This window comes from Mesorhizobium sp. CA6, assembly GCF_020165035.1.
Taxonomy (GTDB): domain Bacteria; phylum Pseudomonadota; class Alphaproteobacteria; order Rhizobiales; family Rhizobiaceae; genus Mesorhizobium.
This window is the reverse complement of sequence record NZ_JAIUHI010000003.1, coordinates 190,409-211,066: the sequence shown is the minus strand read 5'-3', so window position 1 is coordinate 211,066 and position 20,658 is coordinate 190,409. Positions and strand designations below refer to the sequence as shown.

At 64.8% G+C, this 20,658-nt stretch carries 21 protein-coding genes; all 21 read left to right on the top strand.

Annotated features, from left to right (window positions below; translation table 11 throughout):
- The first annotated feature begins 2 nt into the window (after window positions 1-2).
- The 21 genes from flgC (at window position 3) to LB526_RS05350 (ending at window position 20,629) form a co-directional block, all read left to right on the top strand.
- Window positions 3-419 carry a flagellar basal body rod protein FlgC gene (gene flgC / locus LB526_RS05450; RefSeq protein ID WP_095766383.1) on the top strand — a complete coding sequence of 139 codons (417 nt, stop codon included), beginning with the start codon at window positions 3-5 and terminating at the stop codon, window positions 417-419.
- The gene (locus LB526_RS05445) at window positions 419-748 is read left to right on the top strand and encodes a flagellar hook-basal body complex protein FliE (RefSeq protein ID WP_095766382.1); all 330 of its coding nucleotides are present in this window, start codon (window positions 419-421) and stop codon (window positions 746-748) included. Before flgC ends, LB526_RS05445 begins: the two co-directional genes overlap by 1 nt.
- Window positions 749-752: 4 nt before the next feature.
- Complete coding sequence (gene flgG / locus LB526_RS05440; RefSeq protein WP_095766381.1) at window positions 753-1,541, top strand: flagellar basal-body rod protein FlgG; 789 nt, start codon at window positions 753-755, stop codon at window positions 1,539-1,541.
- Window positions 1,542-1,544: 3 nt separating this feature from the next.
- Window positions 1,545-2,069, top strand: a complete 525-nt coding sequence (gene flgA, locus LB526_RS05435; RefSeq protein ID WP_411908995.1) for a flagellar basal body P-ring formation chaperone FlgA — start codon at window positions 1,545-1,547, stop codon at window positions 2,067-2,069.
- A gap of 149 nt (window positions 2,070-2,218) precedes the next feature.
- A complete protein-coding gene (locus LB526_RS05430; RefSeq protein ID WP_224524643.1) occupies window positions 2,219-3,307 on the top strand; it encodes a flagellar basal body P-ring protein FlgI in 1,089 nt (362 codons plus the stop codon).
- 2 nt (window positions 3,308-3,309) lie between these two features.
- Window positions 3,310-3,921 (top strand): MotE family protein, encoded by a 612-nt coding sequence (locus LB526_RS05425; RefSeq protein WP_411908996.1) that lies wholly within the window; start codon window positions 3,310-3,312, stop codon window positions 3,919-3,921.
- The gene (gene flgH, locus LB526_RS05420; protein ID WP_224626678.1) at window positions 3,918-4,622 is read left to right on the top strand and encodes a flagellar basal body L-ring protein FlgH; all 705 of its coding nucleotides are present in this window, start codon (window positions 3,918-3,920) and stop codon (window positions 4,620-4,622) included. Before LB526_RS05425 ends, flgH begins: the two co-directional genes overlap by 4 nt.
- An 18-nt stretch (window positions 4,623-4,640) precedes the next feature.
- Window positions 4,641-5,135: a flagellar basal body-associated protein FliL gene (gene fliL, locus LB526_RS05415; protein WP_224524351.1), complete on the top strand. Its 495-nt coding sequence runs from the start codon at window positions 4,641-4,643 to the stop codon at window positions 5,133-5,135.
- Complete coding sequence (gene fliP, locus LB526_RS05410; protein WP_095766375.1) at window positions 5,132-5,863, top strand: flagellar type III secretion system pore protein FliP; 732 nt, start codon at window positions 5,132-5,134, stop codon at window positions 5,861-5,863. Before fliL ends, fliP begins: the two co-directional genes overlap by 4 nt.
- 248 nt (window positions 5,864-6,111) lie before the next feature.
- Complete coding sequence (locus LB526_RS05405; protein ID WP_224524348.1) at window positions 6,112-7,107, top strand: flagellin; 996 nt, start codon at window positions 6,112-6,114, stop codon at window positions 7,105-7,107.
- A gap of 259 nt (window positions 7,108-7,366) precedes the next feature.
- Entirely contained in the window at window positions 7,367-8,437 is a 1,071-nt protein-coding gene (locus tag LB526_RS05400; protein WP_224524346.1) for a flagellin, read from the top strand.
- A gap of 173 nt (window positions 8,438-8,610) precedes the next feature.
- Entirely contained in the window at window positions 8,611-10,269 is a 1,659-nt protein-coding gene (gene fliF, locus LB526_RS05395; RefSeq protein ID WP_224524342.1) for a flagellar basal-body MS-ring/collar protein FliF, read from the top strand.
- Window positions 10,270-10,272: 3 nt separating this feature from the next.
- Complete coding sequence (locus tag LB526_RS05390; RefSeq protein ID WP_224524338.1) at window positions 10,273-10,899, top strand: hypothetical protein; 627 nt, start codon at window positions 10,273-10,275, stop codon at window positions 10,897-10,899.
- Window positions 10,896-12,314, top strand: a complete 1,419-nt coding sequence (locus tag LB526_RS05385; protein ID WP_224524335.1) for a MotB family protein — start codon at window positions 10,896-10,898, stop codon at window positions 12,312-12,314. Before LB526_RS05390 ends, LB526_RS05385 begins: the two co-directional genes overlap by 4 nt.
- A 122-nt stretch (window positions 12,315-12,436) precedes the next feature.
- A complete protein-coding gene (locus LB526_RS05380) occupies window positions 12,437-13,876 on the top strand; it encodes a chemotaxis protein MotC (protein WP_224626676.1) in 1,440 nt (479 codons plus the stop codon).
- A complete protein-coding gene (locus LB526_RS05375) occupies window positions 13,873-15,216 on the top strand; it encodes a flagellar hook-length control protein FliK (RefSeq protein ID WP_224524332.1) in 1,344 nt (447 codons plus the stop codon). Before LB526_RS05380 ends, LB526_RS05375 begins: the two co-directional genes overlap by 4 nt.
- Window positions 15,146-15,736: a transglycosylase SLT domain-containing protein gene (locus LB526_RS05370; protein WP_224524331.1), complete on the top strand. Its 591-nt coding sequence runs from the start codon at window positions 15,146-15,148 to the stop codon at window positions 15,734-15,736. The genes LB526_RS05375 and LB526_RS05370 overlap by 71 nt, the downstream gene beginning before the upstream one ends.
- 222 nt (window positions 15,737-15,958) lie before the next feature.
- Window positions 15,959-16,627, top strand: a complete 669-nt coding sequence (locus LB526_RS05365) for a response regulator transcription factor (RefSeq protein WP_095766367.1) — start codon at window positions 15,959-15,961, stop codon at window positions 16,625-16,627.
- 214 nt (window positions 16,628-16,841) lie between these two features.
- Entirely contained in the window at window positions 16,842-18,095 is a 1,254-nt protein-coding gene (locus LB526_RS05360) for a flagellar hook protein FlgE (RefSeq protein ID WP_224524330.1), read from the top strand.
- 29 nt (window positions 18,096-18,124) lie between these two features.
- Entirely contained in the window at window positions 18,125-19,576 is a 1,452-nt protein-coding gene (gene flgK, locus LB526_RS05355; RefSeq protein ID WP_224524329.1) for a flagellar hook-associated protein FlgK, read from the top strand.
- 3 nt (window positions 19,577-19,579) lie between these two features.
- Window positions 19,580-20,629 carry a flagellar hook-associated family protein gene (locus LB526_RS05350; RefSeq protein WP_224524328.1) on the top strand — a complete coding sequence of 350 codons (1,050 nt, stop codon included), beginning with the start codon at window positions 19,580-19,582 and terminating at the stop codon, window positions 20,627-20,629.
- Window positions 20,630-20,658 lie beyond the last annotated feature (29 nt).

Here is a 20,658-nt window from a genome sequence, read left to right as displayed (position 1 = left end):
TCATGGATGCGCTGACTGCAGCCCTCAAAGTCGCGGCATCCGGCCTTGGCGCCCAGTCCGAGCGGCTGCGCGTGGTCTCGGAGAACCTTGCCAACGCCCAGTCGACCGGCAGCACGCCCGGCGCCGATCCCTATCGCCGCAAGACCATCACCTTCCAGTCCGAGGTCGACCGCGCAACCGGCGGCTCGCTGGTGGAAGTCAACGCGATCTCCCGCGATCCTTCGGACTTCCCGATCGAATTCCAGCCCGGCAACGAAGCCGCCGACGCCAAAGGGTACGTCAAGATGCCCAACGTCAACACATTGGTCGAAATGGCCGACATGAGCGAGGCGAACCGCTCCTATGAAGCCAACCTGCAGGTCATCAAGCAGGCTCGCGATCTGATTTCCATGACCATCGACCTGATGAGGAACCAGTAATGATCGGCGGTATCGGGGCAATACAATTCAAGACGGCGGTTGACGGGGCGGAGCAGGCGTCACCGAACCTGCTGCAGGGCGGTGTCGGAACGCAGACCGGCGAAAGCGTCGGCAGCAGCTTCGCCGAGGTGCTCAGCCAAGCGGCGACGAAGACCGTCAACACCCTGCAGGGCGCCGAGCAGATGTCGATACAGGCCCTGAAGGGCGACGCCGATACGCGCCAGGTAGTCGATGCGGTGCTGAGCGCCCAGCAGGCGCTGCAGACCACCATCGCGATCCGCGACAAGGTCGTCTCGGCCTATCTCGAAATCAGCCGCATGAGTATCTAGCGTCATGAAAGCCCTTGCCATCGCCGCCACCGGCATGAACGCCCAGCAGACCAACCTGGAAGTCATCGCCAACAACATCGCCAACATCAACACCACCGGCTACAAGCGGGCGCGGGCCGAATTCTCCGACCTGCTCTACCAGGTCGACCGCACCCAAGGGGTGCCCAACCGTTCCAACACCTCGCTGGTGCCGGAAGGCGTCTCGATCGGTCTTGGCGTCAAGACGACGGCGGTGCGCAACGTCCACACGCAAGGCGAGCTGACCAGCACCGGCAACAGCTTCGACCTGGCGTTGACCGGCAGGGGCTGGTTCCAGATCGAGGGCGCCGATGGAGCCACGCTCTACAGCCGCGCCGGCGCCTTCAACACCAACGCCACCGGGCAGCTCGTGACGGTCGACGGCGCCAATGTCATTCCGGCCATCTCTGTGCCGACCGACGCGGTCGAGGTGATCGTCAACAAGACAGGCCAGGTCTTCGCCCGCATCCAGGGCCAGACCGACCTCCAGCTGCTCGGCCAGCTTCAGATCGCCAACTTCGCCAACGAGGCGGGCCTGGCGCCGCTCGGCGACAACCTCTTCCAGGAAACGGCCGCCTCAGGCCCGGCCAATGTGGGCGTCCCCGGCGATCCGGGCTTCGCCACGATCCAGCAGGGCTATCTCGAATCCTCCAACGTCGATCCGGTGAAGGAAATCACCGAGCTGATTTCGGCGCAGCGCGCCTACGAAATGAATTCCAAGGTCATCCAGGCCGCCGACGACATGGCCTCGGTGGTCTCCAAGAACATCAGGTAACGGATGATGGCCGGGCCGATCTCCTCCGCACTCCGTCGCGCCGTGCTGGCCACCGCCCTGGTGGCCGCCGGCACGCCGGCTTTGGCGCAGGACCCGACCGGCCAGTCGGCAAACCAGATCGCCGCCGGCCAGGCCGTCGGCGAGGCCGTGCTGATCCCCAACCGGGTCATCTATCCCGGCGAGACCATCGAGCCCGCCTCGCTCAAGCAGGTGATGCTCATCCCCGGCAAGCACAAGCCGGACGGCATGGCGACGCGCTCGGAGGAGCTTCAGGGCAAGGTTGCCAAGCGCACGCTGCTGCCCGGCCGCTACATCCCGGTGACTGCCATCCGCGACGCCTGGCTGGTCGAGCAGGGCGCTTCCGTCCAGGTCTATTTCACCGCCGGCTCGCTCACCATTTCGGCCGCCGGCGTCACGCTGCAGCCAGGTGCTGCCGGTGACCAGATCAAGATCCGCAACACCGACAGCGGCAAGATCATCTCCGGCACGGTGATGGCCGACGGCACCATCAAGGTCGGCGCTTCGTGATGCGCGCCTTTGTTCTTCTGCTGAGCGCCGCCATCGGCCTGCAGCCGGCATTGGCGGATGGGCTGACGCCCAAGGCCAAGCGGGAGCTCGCGCAGAAAAACGGCGGTGTCTACGACGATCCGGAATACGATCCGGCCACCACCCAGCGCATGTTCCGGGTCTCGACCGGGCCAAGCACGCTGCCGCCCGGTCAGGTCGCGGCGCGCATCAAGGACATCGCCCAGCTGCAGAGCGCGCGCGACAACCAGCTCGTCGGCTATGGCCTGGTCATCGGCCTCGCCGGAACCGGCGACAGCCTGCGCAACTCGCCGTTCACCGAACAGTCGATCCGGGCCATGCTGGAGAATCTCGGCATTGCCACCGAAGACGGCCGCGCGCGCTCCAAGAACGTGGCCGCGGTCATCGTCACCGCCAACATGCCGCCCTTCGTCCAGTCGGGCAGCCGCATCGACATCGACGTCTCCTCGATGGGCGACGCCACCTCGCTCGCCGGCGGCACGCTGGTGATGACGCCGCTGAAGGCGGCCGACGGCGAGATCTATGCCGTCGGGCAGGGCTCGGTGATCGTCGGCGGTTTCACCGCCCAGGGCCAGGCCGAGCAGTTGACGCAAGGCGTGCCGACCGCCGGCCGCGTGCCGAACGGCGCCATCGTCGAGCGCTCGGTGCCGGCCGAGTTCGATGACCAGGGCGTGTTGACGCTGCAATTGCGCAATCCCGATTTCTCGACCGCCATCCGCATCGCCGACGCCATCAACGACTACACCTCGCAGCGCTTCGGCATGCGGGTCGCCGCCGAACGCGATGCCCGCACGGTGCAGATCAGGCGGCCGAGGAATGTCTCGGCCGCGCGTTTTTATGCCGAGATCGAAAATCTAGTCGTCGAATCCGACGCGCCTGCCCGCGTCGTCATCGACGAGCGCACCGGCACCATCGTCATCGGCAGCAATGTCAGGATCTCGCGTGTGGCGATCAGCCACGGCACCCTCACCGTGCGCATCACAGAAGCGCCGAAGGTGGTTCAGCCGGAACCCTTCTCCAGGGGTCACACCGCTGTCGAGCCCTTCACCGCCATCGAGGCGAGCCGGCCCGACGCGCGCGTTGCCGTGCTCGACGGTCCCGACCTCGAAACGCTGGTCTCGGGCCTCAATCGCCTCGGCGTGAAGCCCGACGGCATCATCGCCATCCTGCAAGGCATCAAATCGGCCGGCGCCTTGCAGGCCGATCTGGTTCTCCAATAGGCATGCCGATGATCGCGCTTTCCTCCCCAACACCCCGCCGTCACCTGAGCTTCCGGGCCATCGCAGCAATGGTTGCTCTGCTTGGCGGCACCGCTGCCCATGCGGACGAGGTACGACAGGTGTTGCCGGGCGGTCAGGCGCCCGTTCAGCCGGCACAGCTCACACATGAAAACGCGCCGCTTCAGCCGGCTGCGCTCGCAGGCGGCAAGGCGCCGGACGAAAGCGAGATCCAGCGCTTCTGCTCCAACATCGCGGATGCCGCGCGCGACCGCCGCTACGCTCTCCAGGCCGAGGAATTGAAGCAGCTGCAGGCCGGCATCGACGAGCGTATGAAAGCACTGGAGGCGAAGCGGGCAGAATACGAGGAATGGCTGAAGCGCCGCGAGGTGTTCCTGGCGCGTGCCGAGGACGGCGTCGTCAAGATCTATGCCGGCATGAAGCCCGATGCCGCCGCCGAACGTCTGGCGATGGTCAACGCCGAGCTCGCGGCGGCCATCCTGATGAAGCTCGATTCGCGCAAGGCCGGCGTCATCCTGAACGAAATGGACCAGAAGGCGGCGGCGACGCTCACCGGCATCATGGCCAGCGCGGCGCGAAGGGTTGATCCGTCATGAAGTTGAAATTGCTGGCCCTGATCGCCCTCGCCACCCTGGCCGGCTGCGGTACCGATCTCAGGGAGGTCGGCAGGGAGCCCGCTTTGTCGCCGGTCGGCTCCGGCATCGGCGAAGGCGGTTCCAGCCCTTACAACTACCCCGAGCCGCCTGCCTCCCGGCCGAAGAAATTCTCGCTGTGGGACGATCGCCAGAGCCGGCTCTTTACCGATCCGCGCGCGCTGCGCGCCGGCGACATCCTGACCGTCAACATCAGGCTCAACGACAAGGCCAATTTCAAGAACCAGAACGACCGCAGCCGCACCGCCGCGCGGAAGCTTGGCTATGACATCAATCTAGGATGGGAAAAGGCAAGCACCAGCGGCAAGGGCGACGCCGGCCTGAGCTCCAGCACCGAGACCAATGCCGATGGGGAGATCAAACGTTCGGAAAACCTCGAGCTCAATGTCGCCGCCGTCGTCACAGACGTGCTGCCCAACGGCAATCTGATGATCAGGGGCTCGCAGGAGGTCCGCGTCAATTACGAGCTTCGGGTGCTGACCATCGCCGGCATGGTCCGTCCGTCCGACATCGGCGCGGAAAACACCATCCCCTACGAGCGCATCGCCGAGGCGCGCATTTCCTATGGCGGCCGTGGCCGTGTGAGCGAGGTCCAGCAGCCGGCCTATGGCCAGCAGATCCTCGACCAAGTGCTTCCCTTCTAGGACCGGGAGAGCGCTGCCGTGGCAAATGTCGAGCAAGTCCAGCCGAAAAAGGGACCTTCCCTGGCGATCCAACTCGCCATGCTGTTGGCCATGACCGTCGCGGCCGTCGGCATGGGTTGGCTTTCCGGCGGCTATCTCCAGCAAGGCGAGACCCCGGCACCGGTGCCGGCGGCGCCGGAGAACGCCGGCGCCGCGGAAAAACCCGCCGAAGGCGGCAAGGCGGGCGCCGGGCCAGCGCTGGTGCAGCTGGCGCCGATCACCACCAATCTCGCCTCGCCGTCGGAAGTCTGGATCCGGCTGGAGGCGTCGCTGCTCTACGATGCCCCGCAGCCGCAGGAAGTGACCGAGCAGATTCACCAGGACCTGCTTGCCTATGTGCGCACCCTCAAGCTGCATCAGATCGAAGGCGCCAGCGGATACCAGCATCTCAAGGCCGATCTCGAGGAGCGCGCGGCGCTGCGCAGCGGCGGCCACGTCAAACAGGTTCTCGTCAGGACGATGCTGCTCGAATGAGAAAGTTCCTCATAGCCACGGCGCTCATCGTCGTCACCACCTCCGTCGCGGCGGCCCAGCAGCTCGATCTTGGCGGCATCGGCAAGGCCGACGGCACGACCGTCGGCTACCTGATCCAGATGTTCGGCCTGCTCACAGTGCTTTCGGTGGCCCCGGGCCTTTTGATCATGGTGACGAGCTTCACCCGCTTCGTCATCGCCTTCTCGATCCTGCGCGCCGGCATCGGCCTGCAATCGACGCCGGCCAACCTGATCCTGATCTCGCTGTCGCTGTTCATGACCTTCTATGTCATGGCGCCGACTTTCGACCAGGCCTGGAACACTGGCGTGAAGCCGCTGATGGACAACCAGATCACGCAGGGCGAGGCGTTCGAGAAAATCTCCGGCCCGTTCCGCGACTTCATGTTGCACAATGTGCGCGACAAGGATTTCGACCTCTTCGCCGACCTCGCCCGCGAGCGCGGCCAGACCGTCTCGCGCGAGACTGTCGACCTGCGCATCCTGGTGCCGGCCTTCATGATCTCGGAGATCCGCCGCGGCTTCGAGATCGGCTTCCTCATCGTCCTGCCCTTCCTCGTCATCGACCTGATCGTCGCCACCGTCACCATGGCCATGGGCATGATGATGCTGCCGCCGACGGTGGTATCGCTGCCGTTCAAGATCCTGTTTTTCGTGCTGATCGACGGCTGGAACCTTCTGGTCGGCAGCCTGGTGCGATCCTTCACCTGATCGATCCCGCCGGACCGCGCGCAAGCGTGCCGCGTCACGTCTCGACGGCTTGAGCAAAGTGCGCGCAAGCCTTCCAACATTATTTTCGATTAACCGTCCGATTTAGGTCTTTGGTAGGGACTTCCCGCCATAGTCGCTCGCAGATGGCGGGTGACCCGACTGAGCGGTCATTGGCATGATGCCGCACCGTCATACCGGACATGCCGGTATGTAAAAAAAATCCGTGTAAAAAATAGGTACGAGTAACCATGGCCAGTATCATGACCAATGCCTCGGCGCTGACCGCGCTGCAGAGCTTGAACGCCACCCAGAAGAACCTCGACACCACCCAGGCCCGCATCTCGACGGGTTATCGCGTCTCGCAGGCTTCCGACAACGCCGCTTACTGGTCGATCGCCACCACGATGCGCTCCGACAACCAGGCCATGTCCACCGTCTCGGACGCGCTCGGCCTCGGCGCCTCGAAGGTCGATACCGCCTACACCGGCATGGACAGTGCGATCTCGACCATCAACCAGATCCAGCAGAAGCTGACCGCTTCCTACGGCCAGACCGATGCTTCCAAGGAAAAGACCCAGGTCGAAATCGCCGCTCTTCAGAACCAATTGAAGGCCTATGCCGACGGCGCCACCTTCTCCGGCACGAACATGCTGTCGGTCAACAGCGGCGCCACCGCCACGAGCGCAGCCGACGTCAAGATCGTTTCGGCCTTCAACCGCGATGCCACCGGCGCAGTTTCGATCTCGACGATCGACGTCAAGGTCGACAGCATCAAGCTGTATGAAGCCGGCACCGCGGCTGGCGTGTCGAAAGGTATCCTCGACGCCGACCGCGTCGGTGCGACTGGCGCTGTCACCACCACTGCGCAAAACCCGACCCTGGGTGCGGCAGCTGCGGCGGGCGACACCTATTCGGTCGCCACGATGAAGATCTTCTCCGGCACCACCGCTGCAAGCGATACCCAGATCGCGGATATGATGAAAGTCGTCGACGCCGCGCTGAAGGACATGACGACCGCCGCGACCAAGCTCGGCGCCGCTAAGAGCTCGATCAACCTGCAGAAGACCTTCACCTCGAGCCTGATGGACTCCATCGATCGCGGCGTCGGCCAGCTCGTCGATGCCGACATGAACAAGGAATCGACCCGCCTCCAGGCGCTGCAGGTTCAGCAGCAGCTCGGTGTCCAGGCGCTGTCGATCGCCAACGGCTCGTCGCAGTCGATCCTGTCGCTCTTCCGCGGCTGATCGCTTCATACTGACCGGACCAAAGCATCGGGCCGCGCCAAAAGCGCGGCCCGATTTGCGTTTGCTCAAGGCTCGCGCAACCCTCGTTCCCTAACCTCTCGGAAGCCTACTTTTAACAGGCCATTAACCATATCGCGCTAGGTATGGTTAACCAATCACTTAGGTTGTCGAATCGGCCCGACCGGCACGATTCGCAACCCATGGACAGGTCGAGACCCGGCCTGCGTGGCATGCCGGCTTTTGAGAAGGAGCGAGTTTCTTGGCGAGCATCATGACGAACGCTGCGGCGTTGACTGCACTTCAAAGCCTCAACGCCACCAACAAATCGCTCGAGCAGACGCAGGCCCGGATCTCGACCGGCTACCGGGTCTCCGAGGCCTCCGACAACGCCGCCTACTGGTCGATCGCCACCACCATGCGCTCCGACAATTCGGCGCTGTCGACTGTGCAGGATGCTCTCGGTCTCGGCGCCTCGAAGGTCGACACCGCCTATACCGGCATGAACAACGTCCTTTCGACGATCGGCCAGATCAAGACCAAGCTTTTGTCGGCTGTCGGCCAATCGGGTGCAAACAAGGCCAAGACGCAGACCGAAATCACCACGCTGCAGGCGCAGATGAAATCCTTCGCCGATGCCGCCACCTTCTCCGGCTCGAATTATCTTTCGGTCACGTCAACCCAAGTCGCGGCCGCCAATGACGGCGTCCAGCCCGACGCCCAGATCGTCTCCTCGTTCAACCGCTCCTCGTCCGGCGCCATCTCGCTCGGAACCATCGACATCAATGTCGAGAGCACCAAGCTGTTCGATTCCGGCCTCGCAACGGCCGTCAAGAACCAGGGCATTCTCGATCGCAAGACTTCGATCTACTCCACCGCCGCCGACCAGTCGGCATATGACGCCGCCTATGCGGCCTCGATCGCCGGCGGCGCCACCGACATTGCCGCCAACACCGCGGGCCAGGCCGCTGTGTCGGGCTCGCCCGTCAAGATCGACAACGTCTCCGCCTTCAATCTCGACATCACGGCAACGGGCGTGACCGACGACATCATCACGCAGATGGTCACCAAGATCGACAACGTCATGAGTCAGCTTACCGACGCCGCCACCGTGCTCGGCGCCGCCAAGAGCTCGATCGACCTGCAGAAGACCTTCACCCAGAGCCTGATGGACTCCATCGACCGCGGCGTCGGTCAGCTCGTCGATGCCGACATGAACAAGGAATCGACCCGCCTTCAGGCGCTGCAGGTGCAGCAGCAGCTCGGCATCCAGTCGCTGTCGATCGCCAACAGCTCCTCTCAGTCGATCCTGGCGCTGTTCAAGAACGGCTAATCGGCAGAAATATTCCGACCGGCGAAAGGCCGCGCCTCGGGCGCGGCCTTTTTCGTTTTTCGATAAGAGCCGGGTCGACGCTTTGCTAGACCTTCGGCGGCACGCCTATCATCCTCGCACAAGCTTCGCGGTCTAGTCTTCCGGCGGACAGTCATGCTGGGAGCGGTTGAATCGTGCCGGAACAGATCCAGAGCGTCATCGCGAATTTGAAGAGCTTCGGCGTTAGGCGTCTGGCGCTCATGGGCGGCATCGCGGCCCTGGTCATGGCCGTCATCGGCATCGCGTCGGTCTATCTCAACCGCCCGGCCTATGAGACGCTCTATGTCGGCCTCGAGCGTTCCGACGTCAATCAGATCGGACTGGTGCTGGCCGACGCCGGCATCGGCTTCGATGTGGGCTCTGACGGCACATCCGTGATGGTGCCGGCCGGCACCACCGCGCAGGCGCGCATGCTGCTTGCCGAGAAAGGCCTGCCGACCAGCGCCAACGCCGGCTATGAGCTGTTCGACAATGTCGGCTCGCTCGGCCTCACCTCCTTCATGCAGCAGATCACCCGCGTGCGCGCCCTGGAAGGCGAGATCGCGCGCACCATCCAGTCGATCTCCGGCGTCAAGGCGGCTCGAGTCCACATCGTCATGTCCGAGCGTGCCAATTTCCGTCGCGACGAGCAGCAGCCCTCCGCCTCGGTGGTCATCCGCTATGCGGGCAGCGATGCCGAGAAGAGCGCCATGTCGATCCGCCACCTCGTCGCCGCGGCCGTTCCCGGCCTCTCGGCCGACAAGGTCACCGTGCTCGATTCCAACGGCAATCTTTTGGCCGCCGGCGACGACCCGTCCAACACGAGCGCCGCGCGCACGCTGGGCGTCGAGCAGACGGTCGAGGCGCAGATCGGCGACAACATCCGCCGCGCGCTCACCCCTTATCTCGGCCCGGACAATTTCCGCGCCAGCGTCAAGGCCGACATCAACACCGACACGCGCCAGACCGAGGAGACGATCTTCGATCCGAACTCGCGCGTCGAGCGTTCGGTGCAGTCAGTGAAGACCAACGAGGCCAGCAACCAGAAGCAGGCTTCGACCCCGACCAGCGTCGAGCAGAACCTGCCCGAGACGCAGACCACCACCACCGAAGGCCCGCAATCCACCTCGCAGAACGACCGCAAGGAAGAGATCACGAACTACGAGATCAATTCCAAGAAGATCGCCACCGTCTCCAACGGTTACACGGTCAACAAGATGTCGATCGCGGTCGTGGTCAACCAGGATCGCCTGAAGACCATCCTCGGCAAGGACGCCACGCCGGAGCAGATCGCCAAGCGAGTCGCCGATATCCAGAAGATGGTCGCCTCGGCGACCGGCTTCGACGACAAGCGCGGCGACATCATCGACGTCTCGGCGGTCGAATTCATCAACGGCCTCGACGGCGAGCCGATAGATCAGCCTGGCATTCTCGCCTCGATCGGCACCTATACCGGCACGCTGATCAATGCCGGCGCCTTCATCGTCGTCGTCTTCCTGGTGGCGTTCTTCGGCCTCAAGCCGATGGCCGCCGCGCTGACGGCGTCGGCGAGGCCCGCGGCCATTGCCGGCCCGAGCTTCGACGACGTGCAGCGTTCCTTGCCGACGCCCGATGCGCCGGTCGCCGCGATCACCGCCGAGGCCCCGGCCGGCGCCCTGCCCGGCGCGCGCGCCGGTGCAACCCCGCTCGATGACCTGCGCCAGAAAATCCGGCCGGCGCCGCAGGACCGGCTTGCCCGCATGGTCGACCTCAACGAGGAGCGCACCGCGCAGATTCTGCGCAAATGGGCAGCCGTCCCGGAAGCCGTAGGTTAGGCCATGGCCTCCGCAGCCCTCTTCGATCTCCTGCCCGATTTTGGTTCGCGCACGCCGCGTGCCAATCAGGCGCCGACCGCGCGCGACGCCGAGCATCTGCCGGCCGCGCCGGAGCCGCAGGCCGATATCGGCGCGCTGATCGCCGAGGCCGTGGCCGACGCGGAGGCAGCGCTCGAGGCGCGCCTCGCGCTGGCCCATCAGGCAGCGCTCGACGCCGAGCGCCAGGCCAGCAACCAGGCCGCGCAAACTTTCCTTGAGAGCTTCGGCGGCGATCTCGGCGCCGCCCTCGCCACGCGCATCGAGGCCATGGAGCAGCGCGTTGCCGAGCTTGCCGGCGCAACCGTCGCCCGTATCGTCGGCGGCCTTCTCAGCGACGACCTGCAGGAGCGTTCGCTCGCTGCCCTTTCCCGCGCCATCAGTGCGGCGGTCGCCGACAGCGAGGCCGTGCGCATCGCCGTCCGCGGCCCGTTGTCGCTGTTCGAGCCGCTGCAGGCGGCGCTCGGATCCCGCGCCGCCAATCTCGACTTCAGCGAGGCGCCGGGCTTCGACCTGACCGTCACCATCGACGAAACCGTGTTCGAGACGCGTATCGCCGAGTGGTCGGCGTCCTTGTCGGAGGTCCTGTCATGAGCGCCGTCGACCATGCCGACCCCCGGCACGAGATCATCATCGTCAAGCGCAATCACGACGGTCATGACGACGGCCACCATGGTGGCGTATGGAAGATCGCCTTCGCCGACTTCATGACGGCGATGATGTGCTTCTTCCTCGTCATGTGGCTGATCAACGCCGCCAACGAGCAGACCAAGGCGGCCGTCGCCAGCTATTTCAATCCGGTCGAGCTGATCGATCGCAACTCCAGCCGCAAGGGCCTGGAAGATTTGGGCGACGGCCCGAGCAAGGTCGGATTGACCGCGGACAACCCGCAGCAGGGCGCGACCAAGGCGGGCGATGACGGCAAGGGCGGCGCCGGTTCCTCCGAGCGCCGGCAGACGAAGGCCGGAGCGCAGGATGCCCAGCTCTCCGATGAAAAGCTGTTTGCCGATCCCTACGCGGTGCTGGCGGAAATAGCCGCCGACACAGGCGTGATGCAGAACGTCAGCGCCAAGGGCGAAGGCGGCGCCCAGGCGGCCGGTCCGGCAACCGGCGCATCCGGCGGCGAGTCCTACCGCGATCCGTTCGCGCCGGATTTCTGGTCGCAGCAAGTGGCGGCGCCTGGCGCCGAGGCCACCGCCGAACGCGCCAGGATCGAAGGCGATCCGGTCAAGCCCGGCGAGAAGGTCGCCGCCGTCGCGGTGCCGAAGGTGAAGGTCGTTCCGGCCGCTCCTGCCCTGACGGCCGCGCCGCTGGAGCCGCTGGCAACCCCGCAAAAGACCGACGCTAAGAGCGGGCCAAAGGCCGCGCAAGGCGACGCCGAGAAGGCGTCGGGCGAAGCAGACAAGACCGAGAAAGCCCAAGGCGGGAAAGCTGAAGTCGACAAGCGCGAGGCTGCAGCGGTCGACACCAAAGCCGAACCTGCGAAGGCGGAAAAGACTGAATCCGAGCAAGCCGCCGACAAAGGCGAAAAGGCGCCGAGCAAAGCCGCTCTTCAGGAAGCGGCGGATATCAAGAAGGAGCTCGCCAAGGCATTCCTACCGGGTGAAAAGCTCGCCGACGGCGTCTCGGTCGAGGCCACCGACAAGGGTGTCGTCATTTCGATCACCGACCAGCTCGATTTCGGCATGTTCGAGATCGGCTCGGCCATGCCGCGCCGCGAGCTGGTGCTGGCGATGGAAAAGATCGGCCACATCATCAACCAGAAGAAGGGCACCATCACCATCAGCGGCCACACCGACGCGCGGCCGTTTCGCAGCGACACTTACGACAACTGGCGGCTGTCCACCGCGCGCGCCCATTCGGCCTACTATATGCTGGTGCGCGGGGGCGTCGACGAAAGCCGCATCACCGAGGTCGCGGGCTTCGCCGACCGGAAGCCAAAGATCGCCTCCGATCCGATGGCTGCCGCGAACCGACGCATCGAAATCCTGATGGCGGCCGGCGGATGAGGGCCAGGACCGTCATCGGCCGTTCGATGAAGCGCTTCACTGTTTCAGCGAAACGGCGAACCGCTCCATCTCTTTGCCTTGGCGCAATTCCGAATGGAAAACCGCCTCACGCTTTTCCCGGAATGGCGCTGGCGCTGGCGCTGTTCGTTGCCGGGCCGTCATCGGCGGCATTGGCGCAGGACGCCCTGCAACCCTATCAGCTGGTGCGTTCGCTGCAGCTGATCCAGGATCGTATTGCCGGCGGCGATCATGCCGCGTTGCCGATGCAGGCAAAACTCCTCGAAATGATCGACGCCCGGGTGCGCAATGCCGATGCCGAGGATTTCAAGGAGCCGAAGAACTTCCGCGCTCTGCTCGTCTACGGCATGAGCGGCGGCAACCCGGTGACGGTCGCGGCGGCGGCTTCGCGTGCAATAACCGACCCGCAAAGCCTGGCCATCGCCAAAGGCGTCGTCGCCTATCTGAGCGGCCGGCCGGCCGAGGCGATCGAAATGCTGAAGCCGATCGATCCGATGGGCGTGCCCGCCGACCTCGGCGCCTTCCTGGCGCTGGTCAAGGGCTCGCTGCTTGCGACCGATGATCCTGCGGCAGCGCTGAACCTGCTCGACGAGGCGCGCCTGCTCAGCCCCGGCACGTTGGTCGAGGAGGCAGCGCTTCGACGCTCCGTGGGCATCGCGGCCGCACAGGGCGACGCCGCCCGTTTCGCGCTGGCTTCGACCCAGTATGTCGCCTCCTATCTCTATTCGCCTTACGCCAGCCAGTTCGCCGATGCCTTTGTTTCCGGCGTCATTACGCTGCACATGGCGATCAGCCAGGACAAGATCGCCGACATCACCTCGATGATGGATCCCGAGCGCGAGAAAGTTATCTACCTGCGCATCGCACGCCGTGCCGCGATCGACGGGATGACCGAGCTCTCGGCTTTCGCCTCAGCGAAGGCCGAGCGGGGCCGCAACGGCAACGGCAGCCAGGATGACCCGCGCACCCAGCTCTATTCGAGCCTTTCCACCATGACATCGGCCAATGTCGATGAAGTGCGCGCCAAGCTCGGCAAGATCGATCGCGGCAAGCTTTCGCAAAGCGACCGCGACCTGCTCGACGCCGCGCAGGCCGTGGCGGGCGAAGTGATGGCGCCGGTGAAAGCGCCCGCAAATGCCGAAACCGCACCGACGATCGTTGCAAGAGGCGACAGAGGGAAATCCGCGACCGAGGCCTCAGCCGACCCGGCCGATGCGGACTTGCCTCCCGTGGAAGGAGCGATGCCCGAACAGGTAGCGGTCGCGGCACGCGATCCGGCGGTCGCGGTGAGCGATCCGCCGGTCGCGCCGAGCGACCAGGCGAAAGACGCGGCGCCCGCCGCTTCGCCGCCCCCTGTCCAGCAGCCCGCGCGAGCATCGGCTGAAACCCTGGCGGCCGCTCCGGCTCCGACCGGCGCCGCGCCGGTGGTTAAGGCATCCGCGCCGGCGAAGCCCGATATGCAAGACCCGATCGATGCGGCGGTCACCAGCACGCGGCGTCAGCTCGACCAGATCGACCAACTCCTCGGAGCAGCCCCAAAATGACCAGCGTCAACCAGACCTTGCCGGGCTTTGCTTCGACACAGGCCCAGTCCCGGCAGCACACTGCCGGCGACAAGGATGGGGATCAGAATTTCGGCAAGATTGTGCATGGGACCGAGAGCCCACAGGACAAGCACACGGCCGGACCGGTAATACCCAACGCGCATCCGGCAAGGCGCTTGCCGGCCAATGCCGGCAGGCATGAGCCGGACCAGGACCCGCAGGGGAAAACCGGTTCGCAGAAGGCGACGGGAAAGTCCGCGAAGACCGACGGGCAATCCTTATCCGCGAAGCAGACCGCAGATAAGGATACCGCGGCGCAATCCGACGATCCCGCGCCGCTGCAGGACCGCTTGCCGTTGCTGATGGCGCTGGGCGACATGAAGCATTTCGCGCAATCGTCGGGCGCGGGCGGCGCTGATGGTGAAGAAGCCGCCGGCGACCACGGATCGCTGGAACTGCGGCTGCGCGCCGGCAAGCGCACGGCGATTGACAGTTCCGCCGAGCCGCTGTCGCGATCCACCCGTTCGACGGCAGCGGACGATTCCGGCCCCGATTTTGGGCTAAAGCCGATGAAGGCGCAAATGGCTCTCGATATGCCGGGCCGGCGTGATGCCGATGCCTTGCCGGCGCAAGGGGATGATCCGGCGGCCGGTAGCCCGTTGCCGCCGCAAGGCTGGCGGCCGGCTTCCGCATCCAAGGCTTCGCTGCAATCGCAGTCGGCCGCGCAGCAGACTCCGGGCAAGCCGTCTTCTTCCGCCGGACGCATGGAAGTCGTCAGCCAGCAGAGCTTCCCGGCGCCGGCGCAAAATCCGATCGGCCAGACGGCATCGGCGCTGGTTGAAGGGCTTGCCTCCGACAATGGCGTCCAGCAAGCCTTTGCAAGCGCCTCGACGGGCTCCCAGACGACCAATTCTGTTGCCGTTCCGACACACGTGCTGAAGATCGAGCTGCACCCTTCGGAGCTCGGATCGGTTGTCGCCAGCCTGCGGCTCTCGGGGGAGCGACTTTCGATTGAGATGAAGCCCGAGACACACGAGGCATACCGCCGTCTCACCGCCGACAGCGACGCCGTCGTCAAGTCGATGCGCAGCCTCGGCTTCGACGTCGACAAGGTCACCATACTGCAACCCTCGATAGCAGCGCATGCGGCCAGCCGCGCCGACGCAACCAGCGCCATGCCGATGTCGACAGGCCGTGACCAGCCTTCGTTCCAGCCTGGGAACTCGGGCAGCAACGGCGCGGGCGGCGGCCGGCAACCGGGAAGGAACAATGGCGCACAGGAATTCGGTCGACCCGCTTCGCCTCTTCGCGAGCGTGCTGACGACGATATGTATATCTAGTTTCGCTGCCGGCGCGGCCAGCGCCGCTGCCAATCCCTGCGAGCCGGAGATCCTGCGCGCCGCCGATCGCTACGGGGTGCCCGCCGGAATCCTGTACGCCGTCGGCCTGACCGAGACCGGAAAGAAGGGCAGCCTTCAGCCTAATGCCTTGAATATAGAAGGAAAAGCTGTGTTTCCTCGCAGTCGCGGCGAAGCGCTCGCCGCATTCGAGAACGCGCGTCGCGAGGGCAAGACGCTGATCGATCTCGGCTGCATGCAGATCAACCATCGCTATCACGGCGCGCAGTTCCGCAGCGTCGAGGACATGCTCGACCCGCATCGCAATGTCGACTACGCGGCGCGCTTCCTGGTCAGCCTGCATGCCCGGCACATGACCTGGTCAATGGCCGTCGCCCGCTATCATGCCGGCCCCGACAACGACCCCGCGCAGAAGGTCTATGTCTGCCGCGTCATCGCCAACATGGTCGCCACCGGCTTCGGCAAATGGACTCCGAATGCCAGCACCTTCTGCAATCAGTAGTTGTTGTACGTGAGAAGCCGGTCGACCTTCGCCAGCCTATCCGCCGACCCCGATACTCGTCGGCCAACAGTTGGCGCGAATACACCAGCGCAACCGCTTTTATTACGGCTCCCAAAAAAACTCCCAAGAAAATAGCTACAAGAAATGATGGTTTTTCAGGATTCATCGAGCCGGGTACGCCTTTCCCCACGGGGCAAGTGAAATGATTCGGAGGGCGGGCCGATGATCGTGATCGTTGACGAGCGAGAGCTCGTGACAGAGGGCTACTCTTCACTTTTCGATCGCGAGGGGGTGGCCACTGCCGGCTTCGCGCCAGGCGAATTCGGCGAGTGGGTGAGTTCCGCTGCCGACACCGATCTCAGATCCGTCAGGGCCTTTCTCATCGGCGACTGCCGCGAAGGCGCGATATCGCCGCGCCAGATCCGCGACCGCACCGGCGCGCCGGTGATCGCACTGAGCGAACATCACTCGCTCGAGCACACGCTGCGGCTGTTCGAAAGCGGCGTCGACGATGTCGTGCGCAAGCCGGTGCATATCCGAGAGATTCTCGCCCGCATCACCGCCATCCGCCGCCGCGGCTCCGAAGAGGCCGCCTATACCGAGGTCGGGTCGATGCGGATCTTCATGGACGGCCGCGATCCGGAGATCAACGGCGAGCCGCTGCCGTTGCCGCGGCGCGAGCGGCGCATCCTGGAATATCTGGCCGGCAACCGCGGCCGGCGCGTGACCAAGACCCAGGTCTTCAACGCCATCTACGGCATCTTTGACGAGGAGGTCGAGGAGAACGTGGTTGAGAGTCACATCTCGAAGCTGCGCAAGAAGCTGCGCGAGAAGCTTGGTCACGATCCGATCGATTCCAAGAGGTTCCTCGGCTATCGGCTGGTGTTTTGATGGCCGCCCTCGAGCGTGATCCCGAACCGAAGATCAGCGAAAGCAAAAAGTGGGAACCGGTTTTCGGACAAGGATCATGCTCCAACAAAGAGTCAGTGCGTGACGGCGATTCAACGAAGCGCCATCACGCTCTAGGCCCATCCCGCGCCAGCCTCGCGCAAGACACGAGGCATAGTTTTACGGCCTGCTACCCAGGCACTGCGGAGATCCATCGATGAGCCTCTACGGAATGATGCGGACCGGCGTTTCCGGCATGAACGCGCAGGCCAACCGCCTCTCCGCGGTGGCCGACAACATCGCCAACTCCGACACCACCGGCTACAAGCGCTCTTCGGCCGAGTTCTCGTCACTGATCATGCCCGGCACCGGCGGCGCCTATAATTCCGGTGGCGTGACCACCACGATCCGCTCGGCCGTCAGCACGCAAGGCGTCATGACCTACACCACCTCGGTGTCCGATCTTGCCGTCAACGGCGACGGCTTCTTCGTCGTCCAGGATGCCGGCGGCACGCCCTACCTCACTCGCGCCGGTTCCTTCGTTCCGGATGCGCAGGGCCGGCTGGTCAATGCCGCGGGCTACCAGCTCATGGCCTACGACTACGCCAATGGCGATCCGGCAGCGACCGCCAACGGCTTCGAGGGCCTCGTGCCGGTGCAGATCTCCGATCAGCAAATGACGGCGACGCCGAGCACCGAGGGCCTGTTTTCCGGCAACCTGCCCGCGGGCGCGACGCCGCCCTCCGGTCCGCTGCCGTCCAGTAACAGCGCGACCGCCGAATACACGTCGAAAACCTCGCTGGTCGCCTATGACAATCTCGGCAACAAGAAGCTGCTCGACGTCTATTTCACCAAGACCGGCACCGGAACATGGGAAGTCTCGGTCTTCGATCAGTCGAAGGCGACCCCCGGCACCTCCTTCCCCTATACCGGCGGTGCGCTAGGATCGGCCAACCTCACCTTCGACACCACCACCGGCAAGCTCACCGGCGCGACCACAGGCGCCTCCTTCACCGTTCCGGGCGGCCAGACCCTCAACCTCGATCTCTCCAAGCTGACCCAGCTCGGCACCGGCTTCACCGTCGCCGACGCCAAGGTCAACGGCAACGCCCCGAGCTCCATCCAGAAGGTCCAGATCGGCCAGGACGGCGTCATCTACGCTCAGTTCGCGGACGGCTCGACCAAGGCGCTTTACAAGATCCCGCTTGCCGACGTTCAGAGCCCCGACAACCTCACCGCAATGCCCGGCAACATCTATGTGCAGAGCACCGACTCCGGCGCCGTCCACATCGGCTTTGCCAATGAGGGCAAGCTCGGCTCCATCGTCTCCGGGGCGCTCGAAAACTCCAACGTCGATATCGCCGAGGAACTGACCAACATGATTGCGGCGCAGCGCAGCTACACCGCCAATTCCAAGGTCTTCCAGACCGGCTCGGACCTGATGGACGTCCTCGTCAACTTGAAGAGATAAACGACGGGCGCCGCCCGTGAAAGATCAGCATGTCGCTTTCCTCCGCACTAAGCATTGCCCAATCGGCGCTCCTGGCCACGTCCAAGCAGACCAGCGTCGTATCGCGCAATGTGGCCGACGCGTCGAACCCTGACTATACCCGCCGCATCACCGTGGTGACCAGCACGGCGCCGGGTGCCCGGGCGGTGGAAATCCAGCGCGCCGCGAACGAGCTCCTGTTCCGCCAGAACCTTTCGGCGCTGTCGGCATGGAGCGGCCAGAGCGCGCTTTACAACGGCATGGATCAACTCGAACTGTCGGTCAACGGGGTCGACAACGCGTCGTCTCCCTCGACGGCCATCGCCAAGCTGCAACAATCTCTGCAGCTTTACGCCACGACGCCATCGAACCAGAACCTCGGCACCAGCGTCATCGATGCCGCCAAGCAGGTGGTGAATTCTCTCAACAGCGGCACCAAGGCGATCCAGGACTTCCGCACCCAGGCCGACAGCCAGATCGCCACCGCCGTCGACGACCTCAACTCCCTGCTCGGCCAGTTCCAGGACGCCAACAAGGCCGTCATCTCCGGCACGCGATCTGGCACCGACGTGTCCGACGCGCTCGATCAGCGCGACGCCCTCCTGAAGAAGATATCGGAATATGTCCCGGTATCGACCTTCACGCGCGGCGACAACGACATGGTCGTCACCACCAAGGACGGCACGACGCTGTTCGAGACCGTGCCGCGCTCGGTGACCTTCGCGCCATCGGCCGGCTATTCGGCCGGCACGCCCGGCAACACGGTCTACATCGACAATGTGCCGGTCTCGGCCGGCACTGGCGACAACGCGACCGCCGACGGCAAGCTTGCGGGCCTGCTGAAGCTGCGCGACGGCGTCGCCTCGACCATGCAGAGCCAGCTCGACGAGATCGCGCGCGGCCTTATCACCGCATTTGCCGAAACCGCGCCATCGCAGCCCAATGCGGCCGGCCTGTTCACATGGTCCGGCGCGCCGGCAATCCCGGCCGCCGGCACCCTGGTCGACGGCCTCGCCGGATCGATCGGCGTCAACGCCGCCTTCGATCCGAGCGCTGGCGGCAATCCCGCGCTGTTGCGCGACGGCGGCGCCAACGGCGCGGCCTATGTCGTCAACACCGGCAACGCATCCTATTCGGACCTTCTGATCAGCTATGGCAACAAGCTCGATCAGCCGATGGCCTTCGATGCCTCGGCCGGCATCGCCGTCAGCTCCGGCGTCTCCGATTACGCGGCCAATGCCATCGGATGGTTCGAAGGCGTGCGCCAGCAGGCCTCGACCAACGCCGACAGCAAGCAGGCGCTGGCAGCGCGAACGGCCGAGGCGCTGTCCAACGATACCGGGGTCAATGTCGACCAGGAGATGTCCCTGCTTCTCGACCTCGAGCACACCTATCAGGCCTCGGCGCATATGATGAAGACCGTGAGCGACATGCTGGACGCCCTGATGAGCGCGGTAGGATAATTCATGAAAGCGACAGCCGTTTCCTCAGCCGCCATCTCCAACGCCCTGCGTTACCAGCAAGCGAAAATGCAGGCCGACCTTGTGAAGGCGACGACGGAATCCACGACCGGCAAGGTCGCGGATGTCGGTCTGGCGCTTGGCGGGCGCACGACCCAGGCCGTCACCTTCCAGCGCGACCTCGACCGGCTGAACGGCATCGTCGATTCCAACGCGCTCGTCACCGCGCGACTGACATCGACCCAGGATTCGCTCGGCCAGATCGCCGGTGCCGCGCAGAGCTTCCTGTCGGCACTGACCAGCGGCGTGTCGGGCGACTCCTCGACCAGCATCCTGCAGACCGCCGGCGCCTCGGCGCTGCAGCAGATGACGGGTATTTTGAACACCAGCGTCAACGGCGAATATCTGTTTGCCGGCACCAACACCGACGTCAAGCCGATCGACGATTTCAACGCCACGGGCTCGCCGGCCAAAGCCGCCTTCGATGCGGCCTTCTCGAGCTATTTCGGCTTTGCCCAAACCGACCCGGCGGCGGCCAACATCACCGCTGCCCAGATGGACGACTTCATCACCACCAAAGTCGAGCCGCAATTCCTGGGCGCCGGCTGGCAGGCCAACTGGTCGAGCGCCACCGATGAGCAGATCACCAGCCGCATCTCGCTCAACGAAACCACGCAGACCTCGGTCAGCGCCAACGAGCAGGGTATCCGCAAGCTCGCCATGGCGTCCGCCATGGTCAGCAGCCTGCTTACCGGCAGCATCAGCGAGGCCGCCCAGAACGCGGTCGTCAGCCGCGCGCAGGCGCTGGTCGGCGAAGCCATCGGCGGCATTACCCAGGTGCGGGCCGAAACGGGCCTTGCCCAGCAGCGCGTATCCGACGCCAGCGACCGCATGAAAACCCAGGTCGACCTGTTCGAGAAGCATATCGTCGATCTCGAAGGCGTCGATCCCGCGGAAGCCGCTACCCGGGTCGCCGACCTGACACAGCATATCGAGACCTCCTTCGCCTTGACCGCGCGTCTGCAGCAGCTCAGCCTGCTGAACTATCTGACTTGAACACGTAAACCGGAACGCCAGAGCGCCGA

Excerpts from the sequence above, each read along its gene's own strand:
- flgC (WP_095766383.1), top strand. The coding sequence starts at position 3 with ATGGATGCGCTGACTGCAGCCCTCAAAGTCGCGGCATCCGGCCTTGGC.
- LB526_RS05445 (WP_095766382.1), top strand. The coding sequence starts at position 419 with ATGATCGGCGGTATCGGGGCAATACAATTCAAGACGGCGGTTGACGGG.
- flgG (WP_095766381.1), top strand. The coding sequence starts at position 753 with ATGAAAGCCCTTGCCATCGCCGCCACCGGCATGAACGCCCAGCAGACC.
- flgA (WP_411908995.1), top strand. The coding sequence starts at position 1,545 with ATGATGGCCGGGCCGATCTCCTCCGCACTCCGTCGCGCCGTGCTGGCC.
- LB526_RS05430 (WP_224524643.1), top strand. The coding sequence starts at position 2,219 with ATGTTCCGGGTCTCGACCGGGCCAAGCACGCTGCCGCCCGGTCAGGTC.
- LB526_RS05425 (WP_411908996.1), top strand. The coding sequence starts at position 3,310 with ATGCCGATGATCGCGCTTTCCTCCCCAACACCCCGCCGTCACCTGAGC.
- flgH (WP_224626678.1), top strand. The coding sequence starts at position 3,918 with ATGAAGTTGAAATTGCTGGCCCTGATCGCCCTCGCCACCCTGGCCGGC.
- fliP (WP_095766375.1), top strand. The coding sequence starts at position 5,132 with ATGAGAAAGTTCCTCATAGCCACGGCGCTCATCGTCGTCACCACCTCC.
- LB526_RS05405 (WP_224524348.1), top strand. The coding sequence starts at position 6,112 with ATGGCCAGTATCATGACCAATGCCTCGGCGCTGACCGCGCTGCAGAGC.
- LB526_RS05390 (WP_224524338.1), top strand. The coding sequence starts at position 10,273 with ATGGCCTCCGCAGCCCTCTTCGATCTCCTGCCCGATTTTGGTTCGCGC.
- LB526_RS05385 (WP_224524335.1), top strand. The coding sequence starts at position 10,896 with ATGAGCGCCGTCGACCATGCCGACCCCCGGCACGAGATCATCATCGTC.
- LB526_RS05380 (WP_224626676.1), top strand. The coding sequence starts at position 12,437 with ATGGCGCTGGCGCTGGCGCTGTTCGTTGCCGGGCCGTCATCGGCGGCA.
- LB526_RS05375 (WP_224524332.1), top strand. The coding sequence starts at position 13,873 with ATGACCAGCGTCAACCAGACCTTGCCGGGCTTTGCTTCGACACAGGCC.
- LB526_RS05370 (WP_224524331.1), top strand. The coding sequence starts at position 15,146 with ATGGCGCACAGGAATTCGGTCGACCCGCTTCGCCTCTTCGCGAGCGTG.
- LB526_RS05365 (WP_095766367.1), top strand. The coding sequence starts at position 15,959 with ATGATCGTGATCGTTGACGAGCGAGAGCTCGTGACAGAGGGCTACTCT.
- LB526_RS05360 (WP_224524330.1), top strand. The coding sequence starts at position 16,842 with ATGAGCCTCTACGGAATGATGCGGACCGGCGTTTCCGGCATGAACGCG.
- flgK (WP_224524329.1), top strand. The coding sequence starts at position 18,125 with ATGTCGCTTTCCTCCGCACTAAGCATTGCCCAATCGGCGCTCCTGGCC.
- LB526_RS05350 (WP_224524328.1), top strand. The coding sequence starts at position 19,580 with ATGAAAGCGACAGCCGTTTCCTCAGCCGCCATCTCCAACGCCCTGCGT.